Source organism: Streptomyces sp. NPDC046303 (genome assembly GCF_055588085.1).
In genome coordinates, this window is the sequence record NZ_JBVJFA010000033.1 from 32,151 (window position 1) to 55,804 (window position 23,654).

18 protein-coding genes and 1 pseudogene are annotated in these 23,654 nt (G+C 72.9%); 3 read left to right on the forward strand and 16 right to left on the reverse strand.

The features are described from left to right. Positions 1–38: 38 nt before the first annotated feature. A complete protein-coding gene (gene xylA / locus ACZ6I1_RS27995; RefSeq protein WP_469291688.1) occupies positions 39–1,211 on the reverse strand; it encodes a xylose isomerase in 1,173 nt (390 codons plus the stop codon). Between the two features lie 94 nt (positions 1,212–1,305). On the opposite strand from xylA, the gene xylB reads away from it, so the two are divergent. Continuing rightward, the gene (gene xylB / locus ACZ6I1_RS28000) at positions 1,306–2,736 is read left to right on the forward strand and encodes a xylulokinase (protein ID WP_469291689.1); all 1,431 of its coding nucleotides are present in this window, start codon (positions 1,306–1,308) and stop codon (positions 2,734–2,736) included. Between the two features lie 72 nt (positions 2,737–2,808). Beyond that, the gene (locus tag ACZ6I1_RS28005) at positions 2,809–3,969 is read left to right on the forward strand and encodes an ROK family protein (RefSeq protein WP_469291720.1); all 1,161 of its coding nucleotides are present in this window, start codon (positions 2,809–2,811) and stop codon (positions 3,967–3,969) included. Between the two features lie 51 nt (positions 3,970–4,020). On the opposite strand, the gene ACZ6I1_RS28010 is transcribed toward ACZ6I1_RS28005, so the two are convergent. The 15 genes and pseudogenes from ACZ6I1_RS28010 to ACZ6I1_RS28080 form a co-directional block, all read right to left on the reverse strand. Next, positions 4,021–6,459, reverse strand: a complete 2,439-nt coding sequence (locus ACZ6I1_RS28010; RefSeq protein ID WP_469291721.1) for a SpoIIE family protein phosphatase — start codon at positions 6,457–6,459, stop codon at positions 4,021–4,023. 189 nt (positions 6,460–6,648) lie between these two features. Further along, on the reverse strand, positions 6,649–7,776 hold the full coding sequence (locus tag ACZ6I1_RS28015) for a right-handed parallel beta-helix repeat-containing protein (RefSeq protein WP_469291690.1): 1,128 nt from the start codon (positions 7,774–7,776) through the stop codon (positions 6,649–6,651). Positions 7,777–7,802: 26 nt separating this feature from the next. Further along, positions 7,803–8,945: a pectinesterase family protein gene (locus tag ACZ6I1_RS28020; RefSeq protein WP_469291691.1), complete on the reverse strand. Its 1,143-nt coding sequence runs from the start codon at positions 8,943–8,945 to the stop codon at positions 7,803–7,805. 48 nt (positions 8,946–8,993) lie between these two features. Beyond that, the gene (locus ACZ6I1_RS28025) at positions 8,994–10,301 is read right to left on the reverse strand and encodes a pectate lyase family protein (RefSeq protein WP_469291692.1); all 1,308 of its coding nucleotides are present in this window, start codon (positions 10,299–10,301) and stop codon (positions 8,994–8,996) included. Between the two features lie 2 nt (positions 10,302–10,303). Then, positions 10,304–11,053, reverse strand: coding sequence for a rhamnogalacturonan acetylesterase (locus ACZ6I1_RS28030; RefSeq protein ID WP_469291722.1), 750 nt, complete (start codon positions 11,051–11,053; stop codon positions 10,304–10,306). A 50-nt stretch (positions 11,054–11,103) separates the two neighbouring features. Next, the gene (locus ACZ6I1_RS28035) at positions 11,104–12,444 is read right to left on the reverse strand and encodes an ABC transporter substrate-binding protein (RefSeq protein ID WP_469291693.1); all 1,341 of its coding nucleotides are present in this window, start codon (positions 12,442–12,444) and stop codon (positions 11,104–11,106) included. Then, positions 12,441–14,105 (reverse strand): glycoside hydrolase family 43 protein, encoded by a 1,665-nt coding sequence (locus ACZ6I1_RS28040; RefSeq protein WP_469291694.1) that lies wholly within the window; start codon positions 14,103–14,105, stop codon positions 12,441–12,443. The genes ACZ6I1_RS28035 and ACZ6I1_RS28040 overlap by 4 nt, the downstream gene beginning before the upstream one ends. Further along, entirely contained in the window at positions 14,102–14,941 is an 840-nt protein-coding gene (locus ACZ6I1_RS28045; RefSeq protein WP_469291695.1) for a DUF6807 domain-containing protein, read from the reverse strand. Before ACZ6I1_RS28045 ends, ACZ6I1_RS28040 begins: the two co-directional genes overlap by 4 nt. Further along, positions 14,938–16,119, reverse strand: coding sequence for a Gfo/Idh/MocA family protein (locus ACZ6I1_RS28050; protein ID WP_469291696.1), 1,182 nt, complete (start codon positions 16,117–16,119; stop codon positions 14,938–14,940). Before ACZ6I1_RS28050 ends, ACZ6I1_RS28045 begins: the two co-directional genes overlap by 4 nt. Further along, positions 16,116–16,991, reverse strand: coding sequence for a carbohydrate ABC transporter permease (locus tag ACZ6I1_RS28055; RefSeq protein ID WP_469291723.1), 876 nt, complete (start codon positions 16,989–16,991; stop codon positions 16,116–16,118). Before ACZ6I1_RS28055 ends, ACZ6I1_RS28050 begins: the two co-directional genes overlap by 4 nt. After that, positions 16,940–17,905 (reverse strand): carbohydrate ABC transporter permease, encoded by a 966-nt coding sequence (locus ACZ6I1_RS28060; RefSeq protein ID WP_469291697.1) that lies wholly within the window; start codon positions 17,903–17,905, stop codon positions 16,940–16,942. The genes ACZ6I1_RS28055 and ACZ6I1_RS28060 overlap by 52 nt, the downstream gene beginning before the upstream one ends. Before the next feature lie 78 nt (positions 17,906–17,983). After that, positions 17,984–19,724: pseudogene (gene araD / locus ACZ6I1_RS28065) on the reverse strand (L-arabinonate dehydratase). After that, positions 19,721–20,632: a dihydrodipicolinate synthase family protein gene (locus ACZ6I1_RS28070; RefSeq protein WP_469291698.1), complete on the reverse strand. Its 912-nt coding sequence runs from the start codon at positions 20,630–20,632 to the stop codon at positions 19,721–19,723. Before ACZ6I1_RS28070 ends, araD begins: the two are co-directional and overlap by 4 nt. After that, positions 20,629–21,270, reverse strand: a complete 642-nt coding sequence (locus ACZ6I1_RS28075; protein ID WP_469291699.1) for a GntR family transcriptional regulator — start codon at positions 21,268–21,270, stop codon at positions 20,629–20,631. The genes ACZ6I1_RS28070 and ACZ6I1_RS28075 overlap by 4 nt, the downstream gene beginning before the upstream one ends. 135 nt (positions 21,271–21,405) lie before the next feature. Next, a complete protein-coding gene (locus ACZ6I1_RS28080) occupies positions 21,406–22,230 on the reverse strand; it encodes an NAD-dependent epimerase/dehydratase family protein (RefSeq protein ID WP_469291700.1) in 825 nt (274 codons plus the stop codon). A 178-nt stretch (positions 22,231–22,408) separates the two neighbouring features. Between ACZ6I1_RS28080 and ACZ6I1_RS28085 the strand changes: the two genes are divergently transcribed. Further along, positions 22,409–23,611 carry a hypothetical protein gene (locus tag ACZ6I1_RS28085; protein WP_469291701.1) on the forward strand — a complete coding sequence of 401 codons (1,203 nt, stop codon included), beginning with the start codon at positions 22,409–22,411 and terminating at the stop codon, positions 23,609–23,611. The last annotated feature ends 43 nt before the right edge of the window (positions 23,612–23,654 follow it).

Consider the following 23,654-nt stretch of genomic DNA (forward strand, 5'->3'; position numbering starts at 1 on the left):
CGTGGGTGCGTCACGGCCCGGCTCGCGGGCGCACCGGCTCAGCGGGCGCCGAGGAGGTGTTCGAGGGCGAGCTGGTCCAGGCGTTCGAAGGCCATGCCGCGGCGGGCGGCGGCCTCGACGTCGAAGTCCTCGAACGAGGAGCGGTCGGCCAGGAGGCCGCCCAGACCGTCCGCTGCGGTGGGCACGGCGAGTTCGGGCAGCCCGGAAGCGGACAGCGCGGCCTGGACCTCGGGGTCCGCGCGGAATGCCCGGGCGCGCTCGGCGAGCATCAGGTAGGTGCGCATGCAGGCGTCGGCGGCGGCCCACACGCCGTGGAAGTCCTCGGTCCGCGCGGGTTTGAAGTCGAAGTGGCGGGGGCCGTCGTAGCCGGCCGACTCCAGCAGGTCCACCAGCCAGAAGGCCTGCCGCAGGTCGCCCGCGCCGAAGCGCAGGTCCTGGTCGTACTTGATGCCGGACTGGCCGTTGAGGTCGATGTGGAACAGCTTGCCGTGCCACAGGGCCTGGGCGATGCCGTGCGCGAAGTTCAGCCCGGCCATCTGCTCGTGGCCCACCTCGGGATTGAGGCCGACCCGGCCGGGCCGCTCCAACGAGTCGATGAACGCCAGGGCATGGCCGATGGTGGGCAGCAGGATGTCGCCGCGCGGCTCGTTGGGCTTCGGCTCGATGGCGAAGCGCAGATCGTAGCCCTGGGTCTCGACGTACTCGCCGAGCAGGTCGAAGGCCTCCTTGAGCCGGTCCAGCGCCGTGCGGACGTCCTTCGCCGCGCCCGACTCCGCACCCTCGCGGCCACCCCAGGCCACGTAGACCGAGGCGCCGAGTTCCACGGCCAGGTCGATGTTGCGGATCGTCTTGCGCAGCGCGTAGCGGCGCACGTCCCGGTCGTTGGCGGTGAACGCCCCGTCCTTGAACACCGGGTGGGTGAACAGGTTGGTGGTGGCCATCGGCACCTTCAGCCCGGCCGTGTCCAGGGCGGTGCGGAAGCGCTTGACGGCCTGCTCGCGTTCGAGGTCGCCGGCGCCGAAGGGGATCAGGTCGTCGTCGTGGAAGGTGACGCCGTAGGCGCCGAGCTCGGCCAGCCGCTGCACGGTCTCGACCGGGTCGAGGGCGGGCCGGGTGGCGTCGCCGAACGGGTCCCGGCCCTGCCAGCCGACGGTCCACAGGCCGAAGGTGAACCTGTGCGCGGGAGTGGGGACGAGCGGGTCGCTGGTCATGAGGCGCTCCGGATCCATGCCGAGGGGCTATTTGTTATGGCAGAAAACAAATTAGTATGCCGAGACGCAAGAAGGAACCCCACCGGAGGAACGCATGTCCGCTCAGCGTGTCGTGATCGGTGTCGACAGCTCGACCCAGTCGACCAAGGCCCTCGCCGTCGACCTGGAAAACGGCACCGTCCTGGGCGAGGGCCGCGCCGCGCACGACGTCAGCGCGGGCGCCGCACGGGAGAGCGACCCCGAGCAGTGGTGGCGGGCGCTGCGGGAGGCGGTGGCGGGCACGGGCTGGGCGGACCGCGCCGCCGCCTGCTCGATCGCCGGCCAGCAGCACGGCCTGGTCACCCTCGACACGGCCGGCCGCCCGGTGCGCCCGGCGCTGCTGTGGAACGACGTCCGCTCCGCCCCGCAGGCCGCCGAACTCCGGGCCGCGTTCGGTACGCCGGAACTCGCCCGGCGCACCGGCAGCGTTCCGACGGCCGCCTTCACCGCCGCCAAGTGGGCCTGGCTGCGCGCCGGCGAACCCGCCGCCGCCGACCGCGTCGCAGCCGTCCGGCTCCCCCACGACTACCTCACGGAGCGCCTGACCGGTGAGGCGGTCACGGACCGCGGTGACGCGTCGGGAACCGGCTGGTGGGGCCCGGACGGCTACGACCAGGACATCCTCGGCCGGATCGGACTCGACCCCGCACTGCTGCCCCCGGTCCTCGCGCCGGGTGCCCGGGCCGGCGTCGTCCGCGCCGGGATGCCCCTGCCCCAGGGCGCCTTGGTGGCCACGGGGACCGGCGACAACATGGCCGCCGCCCTCGGGCTCGGCCTGACACCCGGACGACCCGTACTGAGCCTCGGCACCTCCGGCACCGTCTACGCCGTCGGCCGGACCCGGCCCGCCGACCCGAGCGGAACCGTCGCCGGCTTCGCCGACGCCCTCGGCGGCTGGCTGCCGCTCGCCTGCACCCTCAACTGCACCCTCGCCGTCGACCGCCTCGCCGCCCTGATCGGCCGCGACCGCGAGGACGTCGAAGAAGGCGGCACGGTGGTGGTGCTTCCCTACCTGGACGGCGAACGCACTCCGGACCTCCCCGGCGCCTCCGGCCTGGTCCACCGGCTGCGCCACGACACCACGCCCGGCCAGCTGCTCCAGGCCGCCTACGACGGCGCCGCCCACGCCCTGCTCGCGGCCCTGGACGGCGTACTGCGTGCCGGAGGCGAGAACCCCGCCCCCGACGAACCACTGCTGCTGATCGGCGGCGGAGCCCGCGGCCGGGCCTGGCAGCGGACCGTCCTGCGGCTGTCCGGCCGGGCGGTGCAGGTGCCGGAGGCCCGGGAACTGGTCGCACTCGGGGCCGCCGCCCAGGCCGCCGCACTGCTCACCGGGGAGCCCGCCGACGCCGTCGCCCGCCGCTGGCGCACCGCGGAAGGCCGGGTGCTGGAGCCCGTGCCCCGGGACGACGACGCGCTCGAACGGATCACCGATACGCTGCGTCGGGCGCGGACCTTGCAGGAAGTCCCGCCGACACAGCGATAGGAGGGTCGGTTCGTGACGGGGATCGGCAGGGCGAGCGGGAGCCAGGAGGTCGCGCCCGCCTCGCAGCAGGGGATGCGCCGGCAGAACCTCGCGGTGGTCATCGGCGCGGTCGCCGCGCACGGCCCGCTCTCCCGGGCGGACGTCGCCGGCCACACGGGCCTGACCAGGCCGGCCGTCTCCTCCATGGTCGACGAGCTCATCGGCCGCGGAGCCCTGACCGAGACGGAGACCGCGCCCAGCGGACGGGTCGGCCGCCCCGGTCGGGCGCTCGCCCTGAGCGATCGCGGTCCCGCCGGCCTCGGCCTGGAGATCGGCGTCACCCACCTCGCCGCCTGCGTCGTGGACCTGCGCGGGGAACCCCGGGTCTGGCACCGGGTGGAACGGGCCAACGCGGGCCGGCCGGCCGGGCAGGTGCTGGCGGAGGCCGCCGCGCTGGCCGCCGAGGCGGAGGCCGGCGCAGCAGCCCTCGGACTGCGCGTCGAGGGCCGCGTCCTGGCCGTACCGGGGGTCGTGCCGAACGGGACGAGCGGGACGGGCGGGCTGATCGAGAACGCGCCCAACCTCGGCTGGCATGCCGTCCGCCCCGCCGACCACTGGCCCGACCCCGGCACCGTGCCCGAACCGGAGAACGAGGCCAACCTCGGGGCGCTGGCCGAGCAGTGGAACCAGGGACACTCCGCCGAGACCTTCGTACACGTCTCCGCCGAGGCCGGAATCGGAGCCGCCCTGGTCATCGGCGGGCAGCTGTTCCGCGGCGCCCGCGGCTTCGCCGGCGAACTCGGCCACCTGCCCGTCCATCCGGAGGGCCCCCGCTGCGCCTGCGGAGCACGCGGCTGCCTGGAGCAGTACGCGGGCGAAGCGGCCGTGCTGCGCGAAGCCGGGATCGGGGACGACGGCGACCCGGTGGCCCTGCTGGCCGGGCGGGCGGCCGCCGGTGACCCGGCCACCCTGCGCGCCCTGGACCGCGCGGGGCGGGCCATGGGCCTCGCCCTCGCCTCGGCGGTGAACCTGATCGACCCGGACGGACTCGTCCTGGGCGGCGCCTACGCCGAACTCGCCGACTGGCTCCTCCCGCCGGTACGCGCCGAACTGGCCGCCCGGGTCACCGTCCGGCCCTGGACCCCGGAGTCGGTGCGCCCCTCCGCCCTGGGGCGGCGCGGACCGGTCCTGGGCGCGGCACTGTCGACCGTCCAGAAGATCATGGCCGACCCCACGCGTCTGCCCGTCCGCTGAACGGAGCCGCCCGGCCGACAGGCAGGGGGCGGCGGCGCGCCGGTCGCGGACTCAGCGCGGCACGGGCCCGGTGAGGGTCTGCGCGCACCAGATCGTCTTGCCCTTCGTGGTCTGCCGGGTGCCCCAGCCCTGCGTGAGCTGGGCGACGAGCAGCAGGCCCCGGCCGCCCTCGTCGAAGATGCGCGCCCGGCGCAGGTGCGGAGCGGTGTTGCTCGCGTCGGAGACCTCGCAGATCAGCGAGGTGTCGCGGATCAGCCGCAGCCTGATCGGCGGCTCGCCGTACCTGATGGCGTTGGTGACCAGCTCGCTGACGACCAGCTCGGTGACGAACGCCGCCTCCTCCAGGCCCCAGGCGTCCAGCTGATCGACGGCGGACTTCCTGATGCGCGGCACCTGCGCGGGATCGGGCTCGACGTCCCAGTCGGCGACGTGACGGGGATCCAGCGCGTGCGTACGGGCGAGCAGCAGGGCGGCGTCGTCGGTGCGGCCGTCGGGGAGCAGGGCGTCCACCGCCGTATCGCAGAGGGCCTCCAGGGAGGCGGCCGGCCGGTTCAGGACCCGCTGCAGTTCGGTGGTCCCCTGGTCGGCGTCGCGCTCGCGGCTCTGCACCAGTCCGTCGGTGTAGAGGGCGAGCAGGCTGCCCTCGGGCAGCTCGAACTCGGTCGCCTCGAACGGCAGCCCGCCGAGGCCGAGCGGCGGTCCCGGCTGTGCGGACACCGGGATCACGGTGCCGTCCGGGGAGATGACCAGCGGCAGCGGATGGCCGGCGCTCGCCAGCGTGCAGCGCCGGGAGACCGGATCGTAGACGGCGTACAGGCAGGTGGCCCCGGACTCGCCGGTCGTCTCCATGTGACTGCCGGGCTGGAGATCGCCGGACAGGTGGATGACCAGGTCGTCCAGGTGGGTCAGCAGCTCGTCCGGCGGCAGGTCCACGTCGGCCAGGGTACGGACCGCCGTGCGCAGCCGGCCCATGCTCGCCGAGGCGTGCAGGCCGTGGCCGACGACATCGCCGACGACCAGGGCGACCCGGGCACCGGACAGCGGAATGACGTCGAACCAGTCACCGCCCACTCCCGCGCCCGTTCCGGCGGGCAGGTAGCGGGAGGCCACCTCGATCGCCTCCTGGCTCGGCAGCCGCTGCGGCAGCAGGCTGCGCTGCAGGGTCAGCGCGGTCGTGCGCTCGCGCGAGTACCGGCGGGCGTTGTCGAGGGCGACGGCCGCCTTCGCGGTCAGCTCCTCGGCGAGGATCAGGTCATCGGCGGTGAAGGGCTCGGGCCGGGCCCCGCGGGCGAACGCGACGACGCCGAGCAGTGCGCCGCGCGCCCGGAGCGGCACGGTGATCCGGCCCGTCAGCCCCTCCGCGGCGATGGACTCGTCGATCAACGGGTTGCCCGGCGGCCAGTGGGCCGGGTCGGCGGCGAGTCCCGGCCCGAAGGCCCATTCGCCGCCCTGGCTGGGTTCCGCGGCGAGCTCGACCGTGGACCTGCCGGTGGCCATGCAGCGCGCGGCGACGGAATCGGGAGCGTGACCGACCGGCATCGCGGGCCCGGGACTCCGGCCGGTGTCCTCCTCCGCACCGTGCCGGGCGGCACGGCTGAGCGCGATGGCCTCGCCGGGGCCGGAAACGGGGGCGGAAACGGGGGCGGGCGGCGGTTCCTCTCCGCGCAGCACCTCGTCGAAGAGGTCGACGGTGACGAGGTCGGCGAATCCCGGGACCGGGGTTCTGGCCAGTTCCCGGGCGGTGCCGAGCACGTCCAGCGTCCGGCCGATCCCGCTGCTGGCCTCGTTGAGGGTGAGCAGCCGCTGCCGGGCCCAGTACTCGGCGCTCATGTCGAATCCCCAGTTGGCGACCGCCCGGACCGTGCCCTCGGCGTCCCGCACGGGCCACATGCTGGTGGCCCACGCATGGGCATGGGCGCTGCCGAGCGGGCGGAAGACGGTGATGAGACGCGCGGGCTCGCCGGTCCTGGCCACCTCGGCGAGCCGGTCGGTGTACGCCCTGTCGTCCAGCTCGGGGAACAGCTCGCGGTACTTCTCACCGAGCACCTGCTCCTCGGAATGCGCCATCACCCGGCACGCGGAGGCATTGACCCACAGGAACCGCAGCTCGGGGTCGTACACACCCAGAGCGAAGGGGCACTGCTCGAAGGCCCGGTCGGCGATCACCGGGCGGCGCCCCCAGCGCTGGACGGTCACCACGTGGCCCAGCGGCCGGCCGTCGCCGCCGTGCAGCGGGTGAGCCGTCACCACGGCGTCCACCGTGGAACCGTCCCGGTGGCGCAGGGGAACGAATCCCGTGGGATCGGGCCCGCTGCCAGGGCTTTCGGGAAAGCCGGGCGGCGGATCGGCGAACAGGTCGCTCACGGGGCGCCCGACCGTCTCCTCCGCCGTCCAGCCCAGCAACAGCCGCCCGCCCTCGCTCCAGCCGCTCACCACGCCGTCCGGGTCCACCACCACAGCGGCCACGGGGGCGTCCTGCTCGCCGGGCATCTCCACGCGCCACGCCTCCGTCCGGACGGCCGTGCTCGCCAGGCCGGTTTCCAACGCCTGCTTCCAGCCTAGATCCGCCGCGGCCCCACAGCAGCCGCAGCGCGTCCGCAGCGCCGGAGGGTGCCTGGGGGGCCGCGGCCGGGAGCCGTACGGGGCCGGATGCCTTCGTACGGCTCCCTCCCGCGCCCGTCAGTTCATCGTGGAGCCGATCGTCGTCGAACCCGTCGTCAGGAACGTCGTCGCCGGCAGCGAACCGTCGGACTTCCTGGCGCCGTACGCGCTGGTGGCGTCCGTGCCGAGGAAGGGCGGGGTGACGACCCCCGCGTCCCAGTTGTTGGCCGCCGAGACGACGGAGGAGCCCCGCTTGGCGAGCCCCGAGCCGTTGTCCACGGCCAGGTTCCGGGCGAGCCGGGCCGCCCCCGTCGCGAAGTAGTAGCCCCACTTCCCGTTGGCGTAGGCGGTCGTACGGTTCAGGACGATGGCGCCCCTGTTGCTGTTCTCGGTGAACCCGTTGCCCGCGTTGTCCCAGGCCGCCGCGTTGTTGACGACATGCGCGACGACCTCGCCGTCGCCCCCCAGCTTGTAGCCGTTGCCGTCTCCCGCGAAGGCGGAGTCCGACCAGCGGTTCTTGCCGTTCCCGTACGCCCAGGTGTGTTCGATCCTCACCGGGCTGGACCACGACCACAGGTCGATGCCGTCGTCGGAGTTGTTGAAGAGCCGTGCCCCCGTGATCAGGTTGCCGGTGCCCGAACCGAACTTGACGGCGAGCCCGTCGGCGTTCTCGCCGTGGTTGGCCGCATCGTAATGACCGTACGAATCAAGGTTCCTGACGGTGTTGTTGTTCGTGTCCGCGCCGGTGAGCGTGAAGCCCGAGTCGCCGCCGTTGATGGTCCTGATCCCGGACCACTCGGTGCCGGTGCAGGAGGTGCAGACGACGGCGCTATCGGGGGAGTTCTGGAACGTGATGCCGGAGACGCTCCAGTAGTCGGCGGACAGTTTGAAGATCCAGGACCCGGCGGGCAGCTTCGAGCCGTCGATCTTGACCGTCTCGGAGCCGTAGGGCTGGAGCCGGATGCGGCTGCTCGCCGTGCCGTTGGCGGTGGACTGGAGGGTGGCGGTCGGGTAGTAGGTGCCGCCGCGGACCTGGACGACCGTGCCGGGCGTCGCGTTCTTGAGCGCACCGGCCAGTTCCGTCGAGGTGTCGACGACGACGGTCGCGGCATGGGCGGGGGCGGCCAGCGCGCCGAGACCGGCGGTGGCCGCGAGGAGGGACAGGGCGATGATGAGGGCGCTGCGCTTGGTTCCGTCGCGAGACATGACGTGCGGGTCCTCTCGTGGGGTGGTCAGGAATGGGCGGGCTGGGGCCGCCAGCCGTCGAGGTGGTTCTCCCGGGTGGCCGACCGGGCTTGCAGGGCGGTGAGTTGGGGCCGGTTCTGCGGGACGCCGGTCTGTGCGCCGGGACCGGTGTTGCGGTACTCCGCGAAGCGCTGGGCCTGCCACGGATGGGCGTCCCGCATGTTCGCGTACGGGGCGGTGGCGTCGATGCCCGGACCGAGAACGCTCTCGCGGACCACCAGGGCCGGCCAGGCGGTCGGGTCCGAGCCCGGAACCCAGGGCCGGGCCAGCTTGTAGAAGCCGTCCGGTGCCTCGCTGGTCACCCGGCAGCGGACGGCCAGCAGACCGTACGGGTTGCCGCGGGCGGTGGAGGGCGCGAAGACGAAGCCGTACGGGGCGCCCGCCAGATCGGTGCGGAGCAGGGTACGGAAGTGGCAGTGCTCGAACACCGCCCGGGCCCTGCCGAAGACGAAGTCGACGTCGCCCTCCGCGTAGCAGTGCGCGAAGTACTGGCGGGCCACGGTGGCCGACGCCATCGAGTCGGTGTACAGGGTGTCCTGGTGTCCGAGGAACCGGCAGTGGAAGAAGGCCGAGCGGTCGCCCTGCACCTTGATCGCCACTGCCTGCGTGCCGGGGTTCCCGGGCAGGTCCGTGCGCAGGAAGTCGTTCGCGAAGGTGATCCACTGCGCGGTGAAACCGTCCGCCTGGACGGTGGTGGTCGCCGATCCGGTCGTGCCGTACGTGCCGCCGCCGGGCCGGGGCGTGCCGGCCGCGTTGTCGTACACGACGACCACGTCGCGGGGGTTCTCGTTCGCGCCGATCCAGGTCATGGCGGTGCGGGCGGGGCTGACGGCGACGGTCTCCCGGTACGTGCCCGGAGCGAGGACCAGCGTCCAGCCGGGCCCGTCCGCCGCGTTCACCGCGGCCTGGACGGTGGTGTGGTCTCCGAGACCGCCCGGGTGGACGTACAGGGTGCGCTCGGTGAGCCGGGCGGCGGGCGAACCGAACCGGCCGAAGGCACCGCCCCCGGCGAGGGCGGCGGCGGGACCGGCGGCCGGACCGGCGGCCAGGGCGAGCGCGAACGCCGCGCCGGCGCCGGCGGTGAGCAGGGAACGGCGGCCGAGGACGGCCCGCGGGTGGTGCGAGGGCATGGGGGAGCTCCTTCGCTGCGGAAAGGGGGAGAGGGGCGGCCGGACGGGTCAGCGCAGTCGGCCCGCGCCCGCGCGGTGGCCGACGAGGCCCGGCACGGCCTGCGGCACGTCGACCCGCGTGCGCAGGGACGGCGTCCAGCCCGCGTCGGCGCGCAGGACCTCGCCGGGGAACTGGGCGTTGTGGACCGCGAGGAGGTCGACCCGCCGGCCGTTGACGACGTTCCCCGCAGTGGTGACCGGGGCGTCCTTCCACTTCTTGAGGATCTTTCCGGCCTGGACGCCCCCGGCGAGCGTGAAGGCGTTCTTCTCCGCGACGAGCCGGGACTCGATTCCGATACCGAAGCTGTAGGAGTAGGCCGGACCCGGCACGACGAAGTGGTTGTTGTACGCGTCGACCTTGCCGAAGCGGACCCGCGGCGCCCGCTCGACGACGTTCTCGAAGAGATTGTGGTGGAGGGTGGTGCGCAGCCTGCCGCGGTCGGTGGCGCCCGCACCGTCGCTGTTGCCGATCATCAGGGTCTTGTCGTGGTCGGCGAAGACGTTCCAGGAGACGGTGACCAGGTCGGCTCCGCGCACGATGTCCAGCTCGCCGTCGTGCCGCTGGTACGGCTCACCGTAGTACGAGGGCAGCGAACTGTCCGGGTGGGCGCCGTCGGTGAACGTGTTGTGGTCGATCCACACGTGGGTGGAGCCGTACACGACCACGCTGTCGTACTCGGAGTTCCACGCCCCCCTCGGCCCGTCCGTCGGATCCCACTGCGGGAAGCAGTCGAGCGGGCTCTCCACGGTCAGGTTGCGCACGACGACGTTGTCGACGCCCTGGATCTGGAGGCTGCCGCCGGTGATGCCGGCGCCCCTGCCCACCCCGATGATCGTCGTGTTGGCGGGGACGTACGCCTTGACGGCCTTCCCCTGCGCCGTGGCGGAGGCCGCGCGCAGGTCCTCCTGCTCCCCGCTGACCTCGGTCTCGTATCCCCAGACCGCGGGGTCGTAGGCGGCGAGGTACGCCTCGAGTCCGTACCCCGGAGCCTCGAAGGCCGCGCAGCCGGCAGCGGTGGCGTTCAGCGTTCCCACCACCTTGACGATCCGCGGCTCGGTGCCCGGGACGGCGAGCGCCGCACGGAACTCCTCCCAGGTGGTGACGGTGAAGACGCGGGAGGCGGCGGCCGCGGCGCCGCCGCTGGTTCCCGTCCCGTCCGACGCCCAGCCGTCACCGGCCGGAAGGACCTGGCGGGCCGGGTCGGTCGCGGCAGGCCCGGCAGGCCCGTCAGGCCCGGCGTGCGCGGCGGAGGCGGGACCGGTGACGCCCAGGACGAGGGCGGCGGCGCCCACCGCCCATACCCGTGTGTGTCGCATGCTCAGCTCTCCTCGGAATCGGGCCAGGTGATCCATCGCGCGGGGACTTCCTCGTCGAGGCGGCGGGTGTCGTGCGGGGCGAGGGCGCGGGTGCGCAGGAGTCCCGTGGCGACCATCCGGGCGACGGCGATCGCACCCGGCGGGTTGAAGTGGGTGTTGTCCTGCTCCGTCGGCGTCCAGTTGAAGTACGCCTTCGTCGCCTCCGGGCCGAGCTCCTGCCAGAGCGCCAAGGACAGCTCCTGGACGTCGACGAGGGCCACGTCCTCCTCCCGGGCCACCTGCCGCATCGCGGCCGGGTACTCCCCGTGGGTGCGCAGGGCGGTGCCGTCGGCGCCGAACCTGCGCCGCTCGACGGACGTGGCGAGGACCGGCAGCGCCCCGCGCTCGCGCGCGCCGTCGACGTACCGGCCCAGGTTCTCCTGATAGGTGGTCCAGGGCTCGGTGTAGCGCGTGGGGTCCGCGGCCTTCTGGTCGTTGTGGCCGAACTGGATCAGCAGGAGGTCTCCGGGCCGGATCACGTCCAGGACCGCGGTCAGCCGGCCCTCGTCGATGAAGCTCTTGGTGCTGCGGCCGTTGACCGCGTGGTTGGCGACCGTCAGGTGCCGGTGCAGGAAGAAGGGCAGTGCCATGCCCCACCCGGTCTCCGGGGCGGCATCGGCGTACTTCTGCGCTGCCGTGGAGTCGCCGGCGATGTGGAGGGTGCGCATGCGCCTGTCGTGGCGGGGGGCGGCCGTGGCGGGGGCGGCGGCCAGGGCGAGCGCGAGGCCCGTCCCGGCCGTGACCGCCCGGCGGCGGGTGAGGGTCACCGGTTCTGCGCCTTCCACTCGGCCTGCGCCGCGTTCAGCTGCTCGGCGAGCCCGTCCAGGAACTCCTTCGGCGTGGACGTGCCGAGCAGGACCTTCTGGAAGGCGGGCTCGTTGTCGGCCTTGGAGATGGTGTTCCAGTCGGGCAGGTAGTACGGCAGCTGCACGATCGTGGCCTTGCCGCTGAAGAGGACCTCCGCGGCGAGCTTGGTCGGCTCGGCCTTCTGGATCCAGGCGTCCCGGGCCGCCTCGGTGTTGGCCGGGATCGCGCCCGCCGACTCGTTCCACCTGCTGTTGGAGGCGTGGGAGGCGGCGAACTCGATGAACTTCCAGGCCGCCGCCTTGTTCTTGCTCGACGAGAACAGGGCGAGACCGTCGACCGGGTGGGAGACCTGCACCCGCCTGCCGTCGTCGGTGGTCGGGTTCGGGACGCCCCGGAACTTGTCCGGGCCGAGCGCCTTCACATGATCCTTGTAGGAGCCCAGGTTGTGGCTCAGCATGCCGATCTCGCCGCTGTCCCACTGGGCGACCATCTTGGTGAAGTCGTTGTTGACGTCGGCCGCCGGGGTGTTGTTCTTGTACAGGCCGGCGTACTTCTCCAACGCGGCCACGTTCGCCGGGTCGTTGACCGTGGTCGTGTCGCCGTTCCAGAAGCTGGTGACCCCGCTCTGGCCGTACATGGCGTCCAGCGCCTGGGCGATGGAGCCGGCGCCGCCGCGGATGGTGTAGCCGAACTTGTTCGCGTCCTTCCGGGTCAGCTTGTCGGCTGCCGCGTAGAACGCCGACCAGGTGTCGGGCGCCGGCAGGCCGGCAGCCTCGAACAGGTCGGTGCGGTAGTAGAGGACACCGTTGCTGGCGGAGGTGGGAACGGTGAAGAGCGTGCCCTTGCCCCCCGCGGACTTCACGCTCTCGACCATGCCCGCGTTGAGCTTGCCCTTGAGCGCACTGCCGTCGACCCGCTCGTCGAGCGGCTCCAAGGCGTTCTGCGCGGCGATACCGGCGAGCATCGCCGCTCCGAGACCGCCGACGTCCGGCAGGCCGCCGCCCTGGATGGCCGTGTCGTACTTGGACTGCACCTCCGTCGAGGCGATCCCGACGTAGTTCACCGTGATCTCGGGGTTCTGCTTCTCGAAGTCCTCGATGATCGCCTTCCAGACGTCGGTGCGGACACCGCCGTTGTTGTCCCAGAAGGTGATCTCTCCCTTGCCCGGACCCTCGCCGCCCTTGTCGCCCGCCGCGCCGCTGCCGTCGTCTCCGCAGGCGGTCGCGGTCAGGGCGAGCACGGTGGTCAGGGCCAGGGCGCGGACGGCTCTGCGCCGCACTTCACGGAAGCTGGTCATCGTCGGCTCTCTTCTCTCGAGGGGTCTCGCGGGGTCGCGCGGGGTCTCGCGGGGAGGTCATGCGGTGGGGGAGTGGGGGGTCCAGGGGTGATGCGGAACGCGGTGAACACCGCCGTCCCGGCGGGGCCGGAGCCCGGTGGGGCGCCGGCGAACAGGCCGAGCAGCGCACCGGTCCACCCCCAGGGGGTGGCGGCGAAGACCTCGCCGGAGGGGGTGAAGCCCGTGCCCGTGTCGAAGGAGAACCGGCAGCGCGCGTCCGCGGTGAGCTCGATGCGCAGCCGCGCCCGGCCGCCGGGCGCCGGCCGGGCCCGTGCCGCGTCCCGCTCCCGCCCGGCGTCGGCCGGAGCGAACCGGTGCACCAGCCGGACCGTGCTGCCGGTGCTGCCAGTGCTGTCGGTGTTTTCCCTGCCGTCGGTGTCGCGCTGGAGTCCGATCCAGCCGTACGCCCCGCCCAGCACCACGAGACCCGCCCGGGCGCCGGGTTCCCGGCTGTCGAGCCGCAGATCGACCTCGACGGTGCAGGCACGGGCCGGCATGCGCTGGGTGAGCACATGCGGCAGCGCCCGCAGGTCCTCGACCTGCTCCGTGCGGACGCAGGCCAGCCGCAGCCCGTCGCCGGAGTGCCGGGTGGTCCAGCCGTGCGCCGGGTTGGCGGTCCACTGCCACTGGAGTCCGTACCGCCCGCCGGGGAAGGCGTCGTCACCGGCCGGCGACGACGGCGGTTGCCGGGGAAGGCGGGGCTTGGCGTGTACGCGGACGGGTACGCCCGCCCTGCCGAGCACCGGCCACCCGTCGGCGTCCCAGCGCATCGGCTGCAGATGGACGAGCCGCCCCTGCGCCCCGCGCTGCTGGAAGTGCAGGAACCAGTCCTCGCCGTTCTGGGTGCGGACCCAGCCGCCCTGGTGCGGCCCGTTGACGTCCGTGTCCCCCTGCTGCAGGACGACCCTCTCCTCGTACGGGCCGAAGAAGGAACGCGACCGGAAGGCGCCCTGCCAGCCGGTGGCCACGCCGCCGGCCGGGGCGAGGATCCAGAACCACCCGTCGTGGCGGTAGAGCTTGGGCCCCTCCAGGGTGAACCAGCCGGGGATCCGGTCGGCGTCGACGATCACCGTTCCCCCGTCCAGGAGCTCCTTGCCGTCCGGGCTCATCCGGTGGCCGGTCAGCCGGTTGCTGACGCCCGAGCGGGACTTCGCCCAGGCGTGCACGAGGTACGCCTCGCCCGTCTCCTCGTCCCACAGCGGGCAGGGATCGATGAGTCCCCGGCCCGCCTTCACCAGGTGCGGAGCGCTCCACGGGCCGTGCACGGACGGGGAGTCGACCTGCCAGATACCGTGGTCCGGATCCCCCCAGAAGATCCGGAACCGGCCGTCGTGATGGCGCAGGGCGGGTGCCCACACGCCCCCGCCGGGCCGGGGCGAGGCGTACGCGGCCTCCGGGCGCAGCCGGTCCAGGGCGTGTCCGATGAGCGTCCAGCCGACGAGGTCGCGGGAGTGCAGCAGGGGAAGGGCCGGCGCACGGCCGAAACTGGACGCGGTGAGGTAGTAGTCCTCGCCGACCCGCAGCACGTCGGGATCGGACCAGTCGGCGGCCAGGACGGGATTGCGGTACGTCCCGTCTCCGAGATCCCCGGTGCGCGACGGGTCCGGCGCGGTACGGCTCATGACCCGACCGCCTCGCGCACCAGCGCCGCGGCCTCGGCCCGCCCCAGGCGTCCGTCGGCCACGACGGTGACCACCCGCCGTACGACGGTGTCTGCGGCCGCGACGGCCAGCCGCCGGTCATGCGCGAGGGAGGAGCCCACGCCCGGATACTCGGCGGCACGCAGGAACCAGGGATCGCGCCGGGTCTCCTCGGTCGCGCCGGCGAAGACCAGGCTCCAGCCCTGGCCGGCCACCGCGACCCAGTCGGCACGGGAGCCGTGTACGGCCTCCTCGCCGTCCGCGTCCGCACTGAAGACCGCGGGCGCCGCCGCCTCCTTGGGTGCGCGCCAGAAGAAGCCGCCGTAGGCCGCGCCCGGTCGTCCGTTGGTGGCCGGGCTGCCGAGGGACAGACCCCGGCCCGGCACCCCGGTGAGGGCGAAGGTGAAGTCCAGGGCCCAGGCCGATGCGCTCAGGGCCACCGCCGTCACCGTGCGGCGTTCGCGCAGGAGCACCCGGCCGCCGGCCGTCCAGCTCAGGTCTTCCGCGAACCGGTCCGGGGCGCGGAGCGTGAAGCCGTCGTGCCGTTGCACGCCGTGGTTGTCGAGCGCGGTCGGCCCCCGGTCGCGGACGAAGGTCCGCCCGCCCCAGAAGTTGTGGCCCGCCACATCGGGCACGGCCACGCCCGCACCGAGGTGGTGCGGGTGGTCCTCGGGCATCAGCTCGGTGACCCGGACCCCTTCCAGGGTGGTGACGGGATGCAGGAAGGGCCGGGGGGAGTGGTCCGGTGCCAGGTCCGGGCGGGCCGTGTAGCGGGCCACCGGGCGGCCGGCGCAGCGCAGGACGAACGCCGCGTTCATCGGCTCCCCGCCCTGTGCGCCGGCGCCCAGGGGGCGCCCAGCTCGGAGAAGAGGCTGAGCGTGAGGGCGCTCGTGTCGACGAGTGCGTCGATCCCGTCGACGACCCGGCGCGGAGCGCCCGGGCCCGGCTCGGTGTGCCAGTACGCGTCCGGCAGCGCCACGGGGTCGGGCGCCAGCCGGACCGCCTCCACCACCCGCATGAACGCGCCGGTCTCCACGGGCGGTACGCACAGTGCCTCGCCGCCGGTCACATGGCCGACGAGGTTCTCCAGGAGATCGGTCCTTCCGTGGACGGTCTCCTCCGGGCCGTGGCCGGCCCGCTGGAGCAGCACCCGGTCCTGCCGGTACCAGAAGGTGATGCGCCCCCGGCTGCCGTGGACCACCGCGTACGGCTCGGCGTCCGTCTCCGCACACAAGGTCGCCGCGACGGTGAGCCGGCCGCCCGCCGTGGTCACGATCCGGACGCAGGAGGTGTCGTCGGACTCGATGGCGTTGGCGCGCACGAGCTCGGCCTCGACGGATACGACGTCCTCGGCCCGCGTGCTGCCGGCGAGGGCCAGAGCGGTGGCGACGGCGTGGGCCAGCGGGTTGGTCAGGGCTCCGTCGACGACGTCGACGCCGTCCAGACGCCGGCGGCCGGCCCAGGGCGCGCGCCGGAAGTACGCCTCGTCGCGGACCCACGCGCCGGCCGCACCGATCCCGGCGAGTTCGCCGATCGCACCCTCTTCGATGAGCCGCCTGATGGCGGGAACGGCATGCGAGCCGAGGGACTGGAAGCCGATCTGACAGGCCACGCCGGCCGCCGCCACTCCGTCCGCCATCCGGCGGAACTCCGCGTACGACGGCGCCGGAGGCTTCTCCAGCAGGATGTGCGCGCCGTGGCGGGCGGCGGTCAGGGCCAGATCGGTGTGGGTCTGGATCGGCGTGGACAACACCGCGATCCGGGCGCCGGTGGAGGCCATCAGCGCGTCGAAGTCCGAGGACTGCTCGGGAGCGGCGAACCCGTCCAGCTCATCCGCGTCGAGCGGCCGCAGCTCACAGACGCCGGCGAGGCGGACCAGGCCCAGGCGCTCGAGCCGGCGGATCCCCCGCAGGTGCGCACGGCCGTGGCCGCGGGCACCCGCCAGGACCACGGGCAGGGGGGTGCGGGTGCGTGGGGTGCCGGGGGCGTCGCTCATCCCTTCACCGCCCCTGCGCTGAAGCCGGTGACCAGCCATTTCTGGATGAAGGCGAACACGATCACGACGGGCACCGCCGCGATCACGCCGCCCGCGGCGAGCGCACCCAGGTCCACGCTGTCCGCGCCCATGAGGGTGTTGAGGCCGACCGGGATGGTCTGCTTGTCCTGGCTGCTGAGGAACATCAGCGCGAAGAGGAAGTGGTTCCAGGCGTGGACGAAGGCGAAGGAGCCGACCGCGACCAGACCCGGCCGCAGCAGCGGCAGGACGACGATCCGGAACGCGGCGAAGCGGTTGCAGCCGTCCACCCAGGCCGCCTCCTCCAGGGAGTACGGCACGTTCTTGATGAAGCCGCTGATGAGGATCATGGACAAGGGGAGCTGGAAGACCGTCTCCGCGATGATGACGCTGCCCAGAGAGTTGATCATCCGCAGGCCGGCGAAGGTCTGGAACAGCGGTACGAGCAGCAGCGCGCCCGGTACGAACTGCGAGCACAGCAGGGCCAGCATGAAGCCCTTCTTGATCCGGAAATCGAAGCGGGCCAGCGCATAGCCGCCGGTGAGCGCGATCACCGTGGTCATCACCAGAGTCGCGAGGCCGATGAGCAGACTGTTCTGGAAGAAGGTGGCGAAGCTCCGCTCGGTCCACACCTTCTCGAAGTGGTCGCCGGTCATGGGCCACGGCACCAGCGAGGTGGAGCCGGCCGGCCGGAGGGCGAACAGCAGGATCCAGTAGAAGGGGACCAGGGTGAAGAGAAGATAGATGCCGAGCGGCAGATGGATCTGCCACCGGGGGACCTCGTCCCAGGCACGCCGCCGTTTCACTTGCTGTCGCCTCCGAACTTGCTCAGGCGCAGATAGACCATCGAGCAGAAGAGAAGGATCACGAACGCCACCGTCGTGAGGGCGGAGGCGTATCCGAAGTTGTGGGCATCGACACTGGTGTTGGCGATGTACAGGGGCAGCGTGGTCGTCTCACCGGCGGGACCGCCGCCGGTGAGGGTGTACAGGAGATCCACGTTGTTGAACTCCCACACCGCCCGCAGCAGGGTGGACAGGATGATCGCGTCCCTCAGGTGCGGCAGCGTGATGTGGAGGAACTGCCGCAGCCGGCCGGCCCCGTCGACCTCGGCGGCCTCGTACAGGTCCCGCGGTACGGACTGGAGGTCGGCGAGGATGAGGATCGCGAAGAAGGGGACCCCCCGCCACAGTTCGGCGAGGACCACCGCCGGGAACACGGTGGAGGTGTCGGACAGCCAGGACGTGCCGTACTCGCCGATTCCCATGTCCGCGAGGTAGCGGGTGATGCCCGTCTGGGAGTTGTAGAGCAGGACCCAGATGGCCGAGGTCAGCACCCCGGAGACCGCCCACGGGGAGAACACCAGCGCCCGGCCCAGGGCGCGGCCCGCGAACGTCTGGTTGACGATCAGCGCGAGGGCGAGGCCGAACAGGAGCTGCAGGGTCACCTCGACGGCGACCCACTTCGCGCTGAAGGTCAGCGTCCCCCAGAAGTGCGGGTCGTCCGTGAAGACGCGCACGAAGTTGTCGAAGCCGGCGAAGCCGTTCCGCCAGGGTTTGGTGGGGTTGTAGTGCTGGAGGCTGTAGTAGAAGACGCTGAGGACGGGATAGGCGATGAAGCCCAGCATCAGCAGCCCCGCGGGGGCGATCAGCAGGTACGGCAGTCGGCGGGGGGCGGCTCCCGTGCGGCGGGGGCCGTGGACCCGGCGCGCGCGGGAGACCTGGGGGGCCTTCGGGGCCTGAGGGGGTCGGGTCACAGCTGAGGCCATGACGGTGGCTCCGTTCTCGGTGTTTCGGACAGGCGGATGCGTCGGCCGCGCGAAAGGGGACCGGCCCGCGGAGGGAGATCAGCCCGCGTAGGGGTCGGGGGTCGTCCCCGGCCGGGCCAGGAACTCGAAGTCGCATCCCGTGTCGGCCTGGGTGATCTGCTCGGTGTAGAGCGCCCCGTAGCCGCGCTCGTAGCGGACCGGCGGCGGGGTCCAGGCCGCCCGCCGAAGCGCCAACTCCTCGTCCGCAACGTGCAGGTGGAGCCTCCGGGCTTCCACGTCGAGGGTGATCAGGTCACCCGTGCGGACGAGGGCGAGCGGCCCGCCGACGTACGACTCGGGCGCGACGTGGAGCACGCACGTGCCGTAACTCGTGCCGCTCATCCGGGCGTCGGAGATCCGGACCATGTCCCGTACGCCCTGCGCCAGCAGCTGCTCGGGGATCGGCAGCATCCCGTACTCCGGCATCCCCGGGCCGCCCTTCGGCCCTGAGCCCCGCAGCACGAGGACGTGGTCCGCGGTGATCCCGAGCTCCGGGTCGTCGATGGTCCGCTGCATCGTCCGGTAGTCGTCGAAGACCACGGCCGGACCGGTGTGCTTCAGCAGGTGCGGCTCGGCGGCGATGTGCTTGATGACCGCGCCGTCGGGGCAGAGGTTCCCGCGCAGCACCGCGACCCCGCCCTCGGGGGCGAGCGCCCGCTCGCGCTCCCGGATCACTTCGCCGTTGTGCACGCGAGCGCCGGCGAGCTGCTCGCGCAGCGTGTCGTGGGAGACGGTCGGCCGGTCCAGGTGCAGCACGTCGGTGAGGCGCGAGAGGAATGCGGGCATGCCGCCGGCGAAATGGAAGTCCTCCATGAGGAACCGCCCACCGGGGCGGACATCGGCCAGCACCGGCACGGTCCGCGCGATGCGGTCGAAGTCGTCCAGAGTGAGCCTGACCCCCGAACGGCCGGCCATGGCGATCAGATGGATCACCGCGTTCGTGGACCCGCCGAGCGCGAGGACGGCGGCGACCGCGTCCTCGTACGCGTCCCGGCTCAGGATCGTGGACAGCGGCCGCTGCTGCCGTACCAGTTCCACGATCCGCATCCCGGAGGCGGCCGCCATCCGGTCGTGGCCCGAGTCGACCGCCGGGATGGAGGAGGCGCCGGGCACGGTCACGCCGAGGGTTTCGGCGGCGGCGGTGAGCGTGGAAGCCGTGCCCATCGTCATGCAGTGGCCGGGGGAGCGGGCCAGCCCGCTCTCCAGCTCCGCCATCTCGCAGTCCCCGATCAGGCCCGCCCGCTTGTCGTCCCAGTACTTCCACATGTCCGTGCCGGAACCGAGGGTCTCGCCCCGCCAGTGGCCCGGGAGCATCGGCCCGGCCGGCACGAAGACGGCCGGCAGGTCCACCGAGGCCGCGCCCATCAGGAGCGCCGGGGTCGACTTGTCGCAGCCGCCGAGGAGAACCGCGCCGTCGACCGGATAGGAGCGCAGCAGCTCCTCCGTCTCCATCGCGAGGAGGTTGCGGTAGAGCATCGGCGTCGGCTTCTGGAAGGTCTCGGACAGGGTGGAGACCGGGAATTCGAGCGGGAAGCCCCCCGGCCTGCCACACGCCCCGCTTCACGGCCTGCGCGCGGTCCCGGAGGTGGACGTGGCAGGGGTTGATGTCGGACCAGGTGTTGAGGATCGCCACGACCGGCTTGCCCATGTGCTCCTCGGGGAGGTAGCCGAGCTGGCGCGTGCGGGCGCGGTGGCTGAACGAACGCAGTCCGTCCGTGCCGTACCACTGGTGGCTGCGCAGCCGGTCGGGCCGGTCGGGCTGGTCGGGTTGCCCGCTCATGACTGCCATCCGGCGGCTATGGAGGCGACCTCGGCGCGCGCGGCCACGGGCAGCTCCCGGCTGGGCGGCCGGATGTCGCGCCGGCACAGCCCGAGCGAGGCGAGCGCCTCCTTGACGACGGTCACGTTGTCGGCGCTGCCGTTGGCGGCCCTCAGCTCCTCGAAGCGGCGGATGCGCTCCCACACCTTCATGGCGGCCGGATAGTCGCCGGCCCGCAGAGCGGACAGCATCTCCAGGGAGAGCGGAGGGCTGACGTTGACCAGGCCGGAGGTGAAGCCCGTCGCGCCCCCCGCGAAGTAGGAGGGGGCGTACGGTTCGGCGAGCCCCGCCACCCAGACGAAACGCTCGAGCCCCGCGTCACGGGCGAAGCCGGCGAACCGGGCCGCGTCCGGGACGGCGTACTTCACGCCGATCACGTTCGGGCAGGCGTCGCCCAGCTCCGCGAGGCGCGCTCCGTCCAGTCGGGGGTCGCGGATGTAGGGGACGATGCCGAGTTCGGGCACCGCCTCGGCGATGGCCCGGTGGTAGTCGACCCAGCCGTCCTCGGAGACGTACGGGTGCACGGGCTGGTGCACCATCAGCATCTGCGCTCCGCAGGCGCGGGCGTGCCGGGCGGCTGCGAGCGCCGTCGGCACGTCGTGGCCCACGCCGACCAGGACCGCGGCCCGTCCGGCCGCCGCCTCGGTGGTCAACTCGGTGACCAGGCGGCGCTCTTCGGGAGTGAGGGCGTAGAACTCGCCGGTGTTGCCGTTCGGGGTGAGCGCGCGCACCCCGCCGTCCATCAACCGGCGGAGCAGGGTGCGGTGTGCGGCGGTGTCCGGATCGCCGGCCGCGGTGAAGGGCGTGACGGGGATGGCCACGACATCGGCCAGTGCGGTCTTCAGGTGCTCGAACGTCGCCATGGTCACTCGCCGTCCTGGGGGAAGGCGCGCCGGACGAAGGAGGCGATGTGGTCGTGGAGGGCCCGGCCGGCCCGGTCCGCGTCGCCGGCGGCCGCGAGCCGCAGGATCTCCTCGTGTTCGGCGGCCTCCTGCTCCCAGGAGGGGATGGCGGCCCAGGCGACGGTGGAGACGAGGGCGGCCTGGTCGCGGACCTCGTCGAGCATCCGGCCGAGCAGGGGATTTCCGCAGGGCAGGTAGAGGGCCCGGTGGAACGCGCGGTTGGCGAGGGAGCGTTCGGCCGGGTCCTCGGCGCCGGCGGCCCGCAGGAGTGCCTCGCGCGCCGCGTCGAGCGGGGCGCGCGAGGCCACCGTGCGGCGGACCGCCTCGGGCTCCAGGAGCAGTCGTACGTCGTACACCTCGCGGGCCATGTCGGCGTCCACCATGCGCACGGTGACGCCCTTGTACTGGCTCACCACCACCAGCCCGCTGCCGGCGAGGGTCTTGAGCGCCTCTCGGACCGGGGTCTTGGACATCCCGAAACGAGCGGCGAGTTCGGTCTCGACGAGGGCCTGACCAGGGCTCAGGACGCCGGTGAGGATGTCGTGCTTGATCGCCTCCAGAACGTACTGGGTGCGGGACGGGATGGGGCTCGGGGCGAAGGCCATGACGCACTCTCAGATCTCGTGTATCGCGTCTCATATATGATGTACGAAGTGCAATGACGAGAAGCTAAGCGGCAGTTGGCGTTACGTCAATGCTTCGCGCATGAGTCGTGGAAAGCGCTTACCGGACGGCGGTCGTCAGTGCGGCCAGCGCGGCGGGTCGGTGCAGAACCGGCCGCCCAGGTAGAGGTCGTCCGGGTCGCCCTCGTCCGGGACCCCCTGCTCGGCGAGGAGCCGCTCCGCGAACCGCTCCGAATCGTCCTGCGGCTCGTATCCGATGGCCCGCGCCGAGGAAAGGTCCCACCACAGCCGGGAGTTGGCGGAGGAGCCGTACACCACGGTGTGCCCGACGCTCTCCGCGGTGAGCGCGGCGTGGAGGAGCCGGGCGCAGTCGCCGGGGCTCAGCCACAGCGACAGCATCCGGACGGTGGTCGGCTCGGGGAAGCAGGAGCCGACCCGCACCGATACCGTCTCCACCCCGTGGAGGTCCCAGTAGAGCTGGGCCAGGTCCTCGCCGAAGCACTTGGACAATCCGTAGAAGCTGTCGGGCCGGCGCGGGGTGTCGACGGGGACCAGCGGGTCGGCCCCGCGCGGCCGCGGGGTGAAGCCGACGGCGTGGTTGCTCGAGGCGAAGACCATGCGGCGCACCCCCTCCTCGCGGGCGGCCTCGTACAGGTGGTGCAGTCCGGTGACGTTGGCGGCCAGTACCTTCTCGAAGGTGGACTCCAGGGATATCCCGGCGAGATGAACGACCGCGTCGACGCCGCGGACGGCTTCCCGCAGTGCCCCGCCGTCGGCGAGGTCGGCGATGATCGCGTCCGGTGCACCGTCGACCGGCACCACGTCGAGCAGCCGGAGCTCGTAGCCGTAGGCGGGCAGCAGATTCCGCATCAGGGTGCCGACGCCGCCGGCGGCGCCGGTGAGCAGGACGGTGCGGGGCGTGCGCGTGTGTGAAGTCTCCATACGCAGAACGTAGTCACATATGTGAACGCATGGAGGAGCGTTCCCGCAAGAGCGTCCCGCCGGGCGGCTGCTTGACGATGCCGCCGGCGGCTGCCTACTGTTCGCAACGCTCCCGGCCACGGCCCGAGTTCACCGGTCCGAGCGTTTTCGCATTCCCCGCACAGACGGTGAGGTTCCCATGGTCACGGCGACCGGTTACGCGTATCCCTGGGACTTCGCCGGTGATCCGGCGGCCGTCGGCCGGGCCCGCGAGATCGGTGTGGAGACCGTGGCCGTGGCCGCGAACTACCACAGCACCCGCGCCGCCACGCCGCTCCACCCGCGACACCGGCTGGTGGACGCCGAACACGCCGCCTGCTACGTCCCGATCCGCCCCGCCGCCTGGCAGGGCATGAGACTCGTGCCGCGCGTTCCCGGCTGGACGGCCCCCGACTCCTTCGCCGTGGCCAGGAAGGCGCTCGGCACGGCAGGGCTACGGGTCTCCGCATGGACCGTCCTCACCCACAACAGCCTGCTGGGGCGCGAGAATCCGGACCTCGTGCGGCGCAACGCCTTCGACGAGCCGTACCCCTACGCCCTGTGCCCGCAGGCACCCGAGGTCGCCGACTACTGCGCGACCCTCGTGCACGAGGTCGCCCTGACCGGTGAGGCCGACGGCCTGATCCTGGAAGCTGCCGGTCCGCTGGGAGTCGATCACGGCGGACACCACGACAAGACCGAGTTCGCGCAGTGGACCCCCGTGCAGCGGGAGCTGCTCTCGCTGTGCTTCTGCGCCTCCTGCCGGCGCGTCCAGCGGGCAGCGGGCCTCGATCCCGAACGCGTCGCGGCCCAGGTCCGTGCGGCCCTCGGGCAGGCCCGGCCGCCGAAGAGTCCGGAGGACGCCCTCGGGGCACAGACGGCCGCCGTGCTGCGCGAGTGCGCCGACACCTCGGCTTCGGCTCTGCACACCCGCCTGGTCGCCGCCGCGCGTTCGGTCGCGGCCGGGATCCGCATCACCGTGCACGGCTCCGCCTCCCCTTGGGCCACCGGGGCCTTCGCGCCCCTCGGGCGGAGCCTGGCCGAAGGGATCGACGCGGTGGTCGCCAACTGCTGGGCGGCCGGGTCCGAGCCCGGAGCAGGGCCCGGCGCAGGTCCGATCGCCGCCCTCCGCGACCTGGTGCCGCCGGCCACCGCCGTCGGCGGCTACTTCCGCCCCGAGACACTGCCCGCGGACGGCGCGAGCCCCGGCGCGCCGGCCGCCCGCCACATGGCAGCCCGCCACATGGCCACCCGCCATCTGGCCGCGGGCCTCGGCGAGGCACACCTCTACCACCTGGGCCTGGTCCCGCCGGCCGGCCTCGACCGCCTGCGGGACCTCCTCGCCGCCCTGCGGAGCGCGTGAGCCGTACGGAACCCGGAGGTTCCGTACGGCTCCGCCCTCACGG

Excerpts from the sequence above, each read along its gene's own strand:
- xylB (WP_469291689.1), top strand. The coding sequence starts at position 1,306 with ATGTCCGCTCAGCGTGTCGTGATCGGTGTCGACAGCTCGACCCAGTCG.
- ACZ6I1_RS28040 (WP_469291694.1), bottom strand. The coding sequence starts at position 14,105 with ATGAGCCGTACCGCGCCGGACCCGTCGCGCACCGGGGATCTCGGAGAC.
- ACZ6I1_RS28075 (WP_469291699.1), bottom strand. The coding sequence starts at position 21,270 with ATGGCCTTCGCCCCGAGCCCCATCCCGTCCCGCACCCAGTACGTTCTG.
- ACZ6I1_RS28005 (WP_469291720.1), top strand. The coding sequence starts at position 2,809 with ATGCGCCGGCAGAACCTCGCGGTGGTCATCGGCGCGGTCGCCGCGCAC.
- ACZ6I1_RS28050 (WP_469291696.1), bottom strand. The coding sequence starts at position 16,119 with ATGAGCGACGCCCCCGGCACCCCACGCACCCGCACCCCCCTGCCCGTG.
- xylA (WP_469291688.1), bottom strand. The coding sequence starts at position 1,211 with ATGACCAGCGACCCGCTCGTCCCCACTCCCGCGCACAGGTTCACCTTC.
- ACZ6I1_RS28025 (WP_469291692.1), bottom strand. The coding sequence starts at position 10,301 with ATGCGACACACACGGGTATGGGCGGTGGGCGCCGCCGCCCTCGTCCTG.
- ACZ6I1_RS28035 (WP_469291693.1), bottom strand. The coding sequence starts at position 12,444 with ATGACCAGCTTCCGTGAAGTGCGGCGCAGAGCCGTCCGCGCCCTGGCC.
- ACZ6I1_RS28020 (WP_469291691.1), bottom strand. The coding sequence starts at position 8,945 with ATGCCCTCGCACCACCCGCGGGCCGTCCTCGGCCGCCGTTCCCTGCTC.
- ACZ6I1_RS28060 (WP_469291697.1), bottom strand. The coding sequence starts at position 17,905 with ATGGCCTCAGCTGTGACCCGACCCCCTCAGGCCCCGAAGGCCCCCCAG.
- ACZ6I1_RS28085 (WP_469291701.1), top strand. The coding sequence starts at position 22,409 with ATGGTCACGGCGACCGGTTACGCGTATCCCTGGGACTTCGCCGGTGAT.
- ACZ6I1_RS28080 (WP_469291700.1), bottom strand. The coding sequence starts at position 22,230 with ATGGAGACTTCACACACGCGCACGCCCCGCACCGTCCTGCTCACCGGC.
- ACZ6I1_RS28045 (WP_469291695.1), bottom strand. The coding sequence starts at position 14,941 with ATGAACGCGGCGTTCGTCCTGCGCTGCGCCGGCCGCCCGGTGGCCCGC.
- ACZ6I1_RS28015 (WP_469291690.1), bottom strand. The coding sequence starts at position 7,776 with ATGTCTCGCGACGGAACCAAGCGCAGCGCCCTCATCATCGCCCTGTCC.
- ACZ6I1_RS28010 (WP_469291721.1), bottom strand. The coding sequence starts at position 6,459 with ATGCCCGGCGAGCAGGACGCCCCCGTGGCCGCTGTGGTGGTGGACCCG.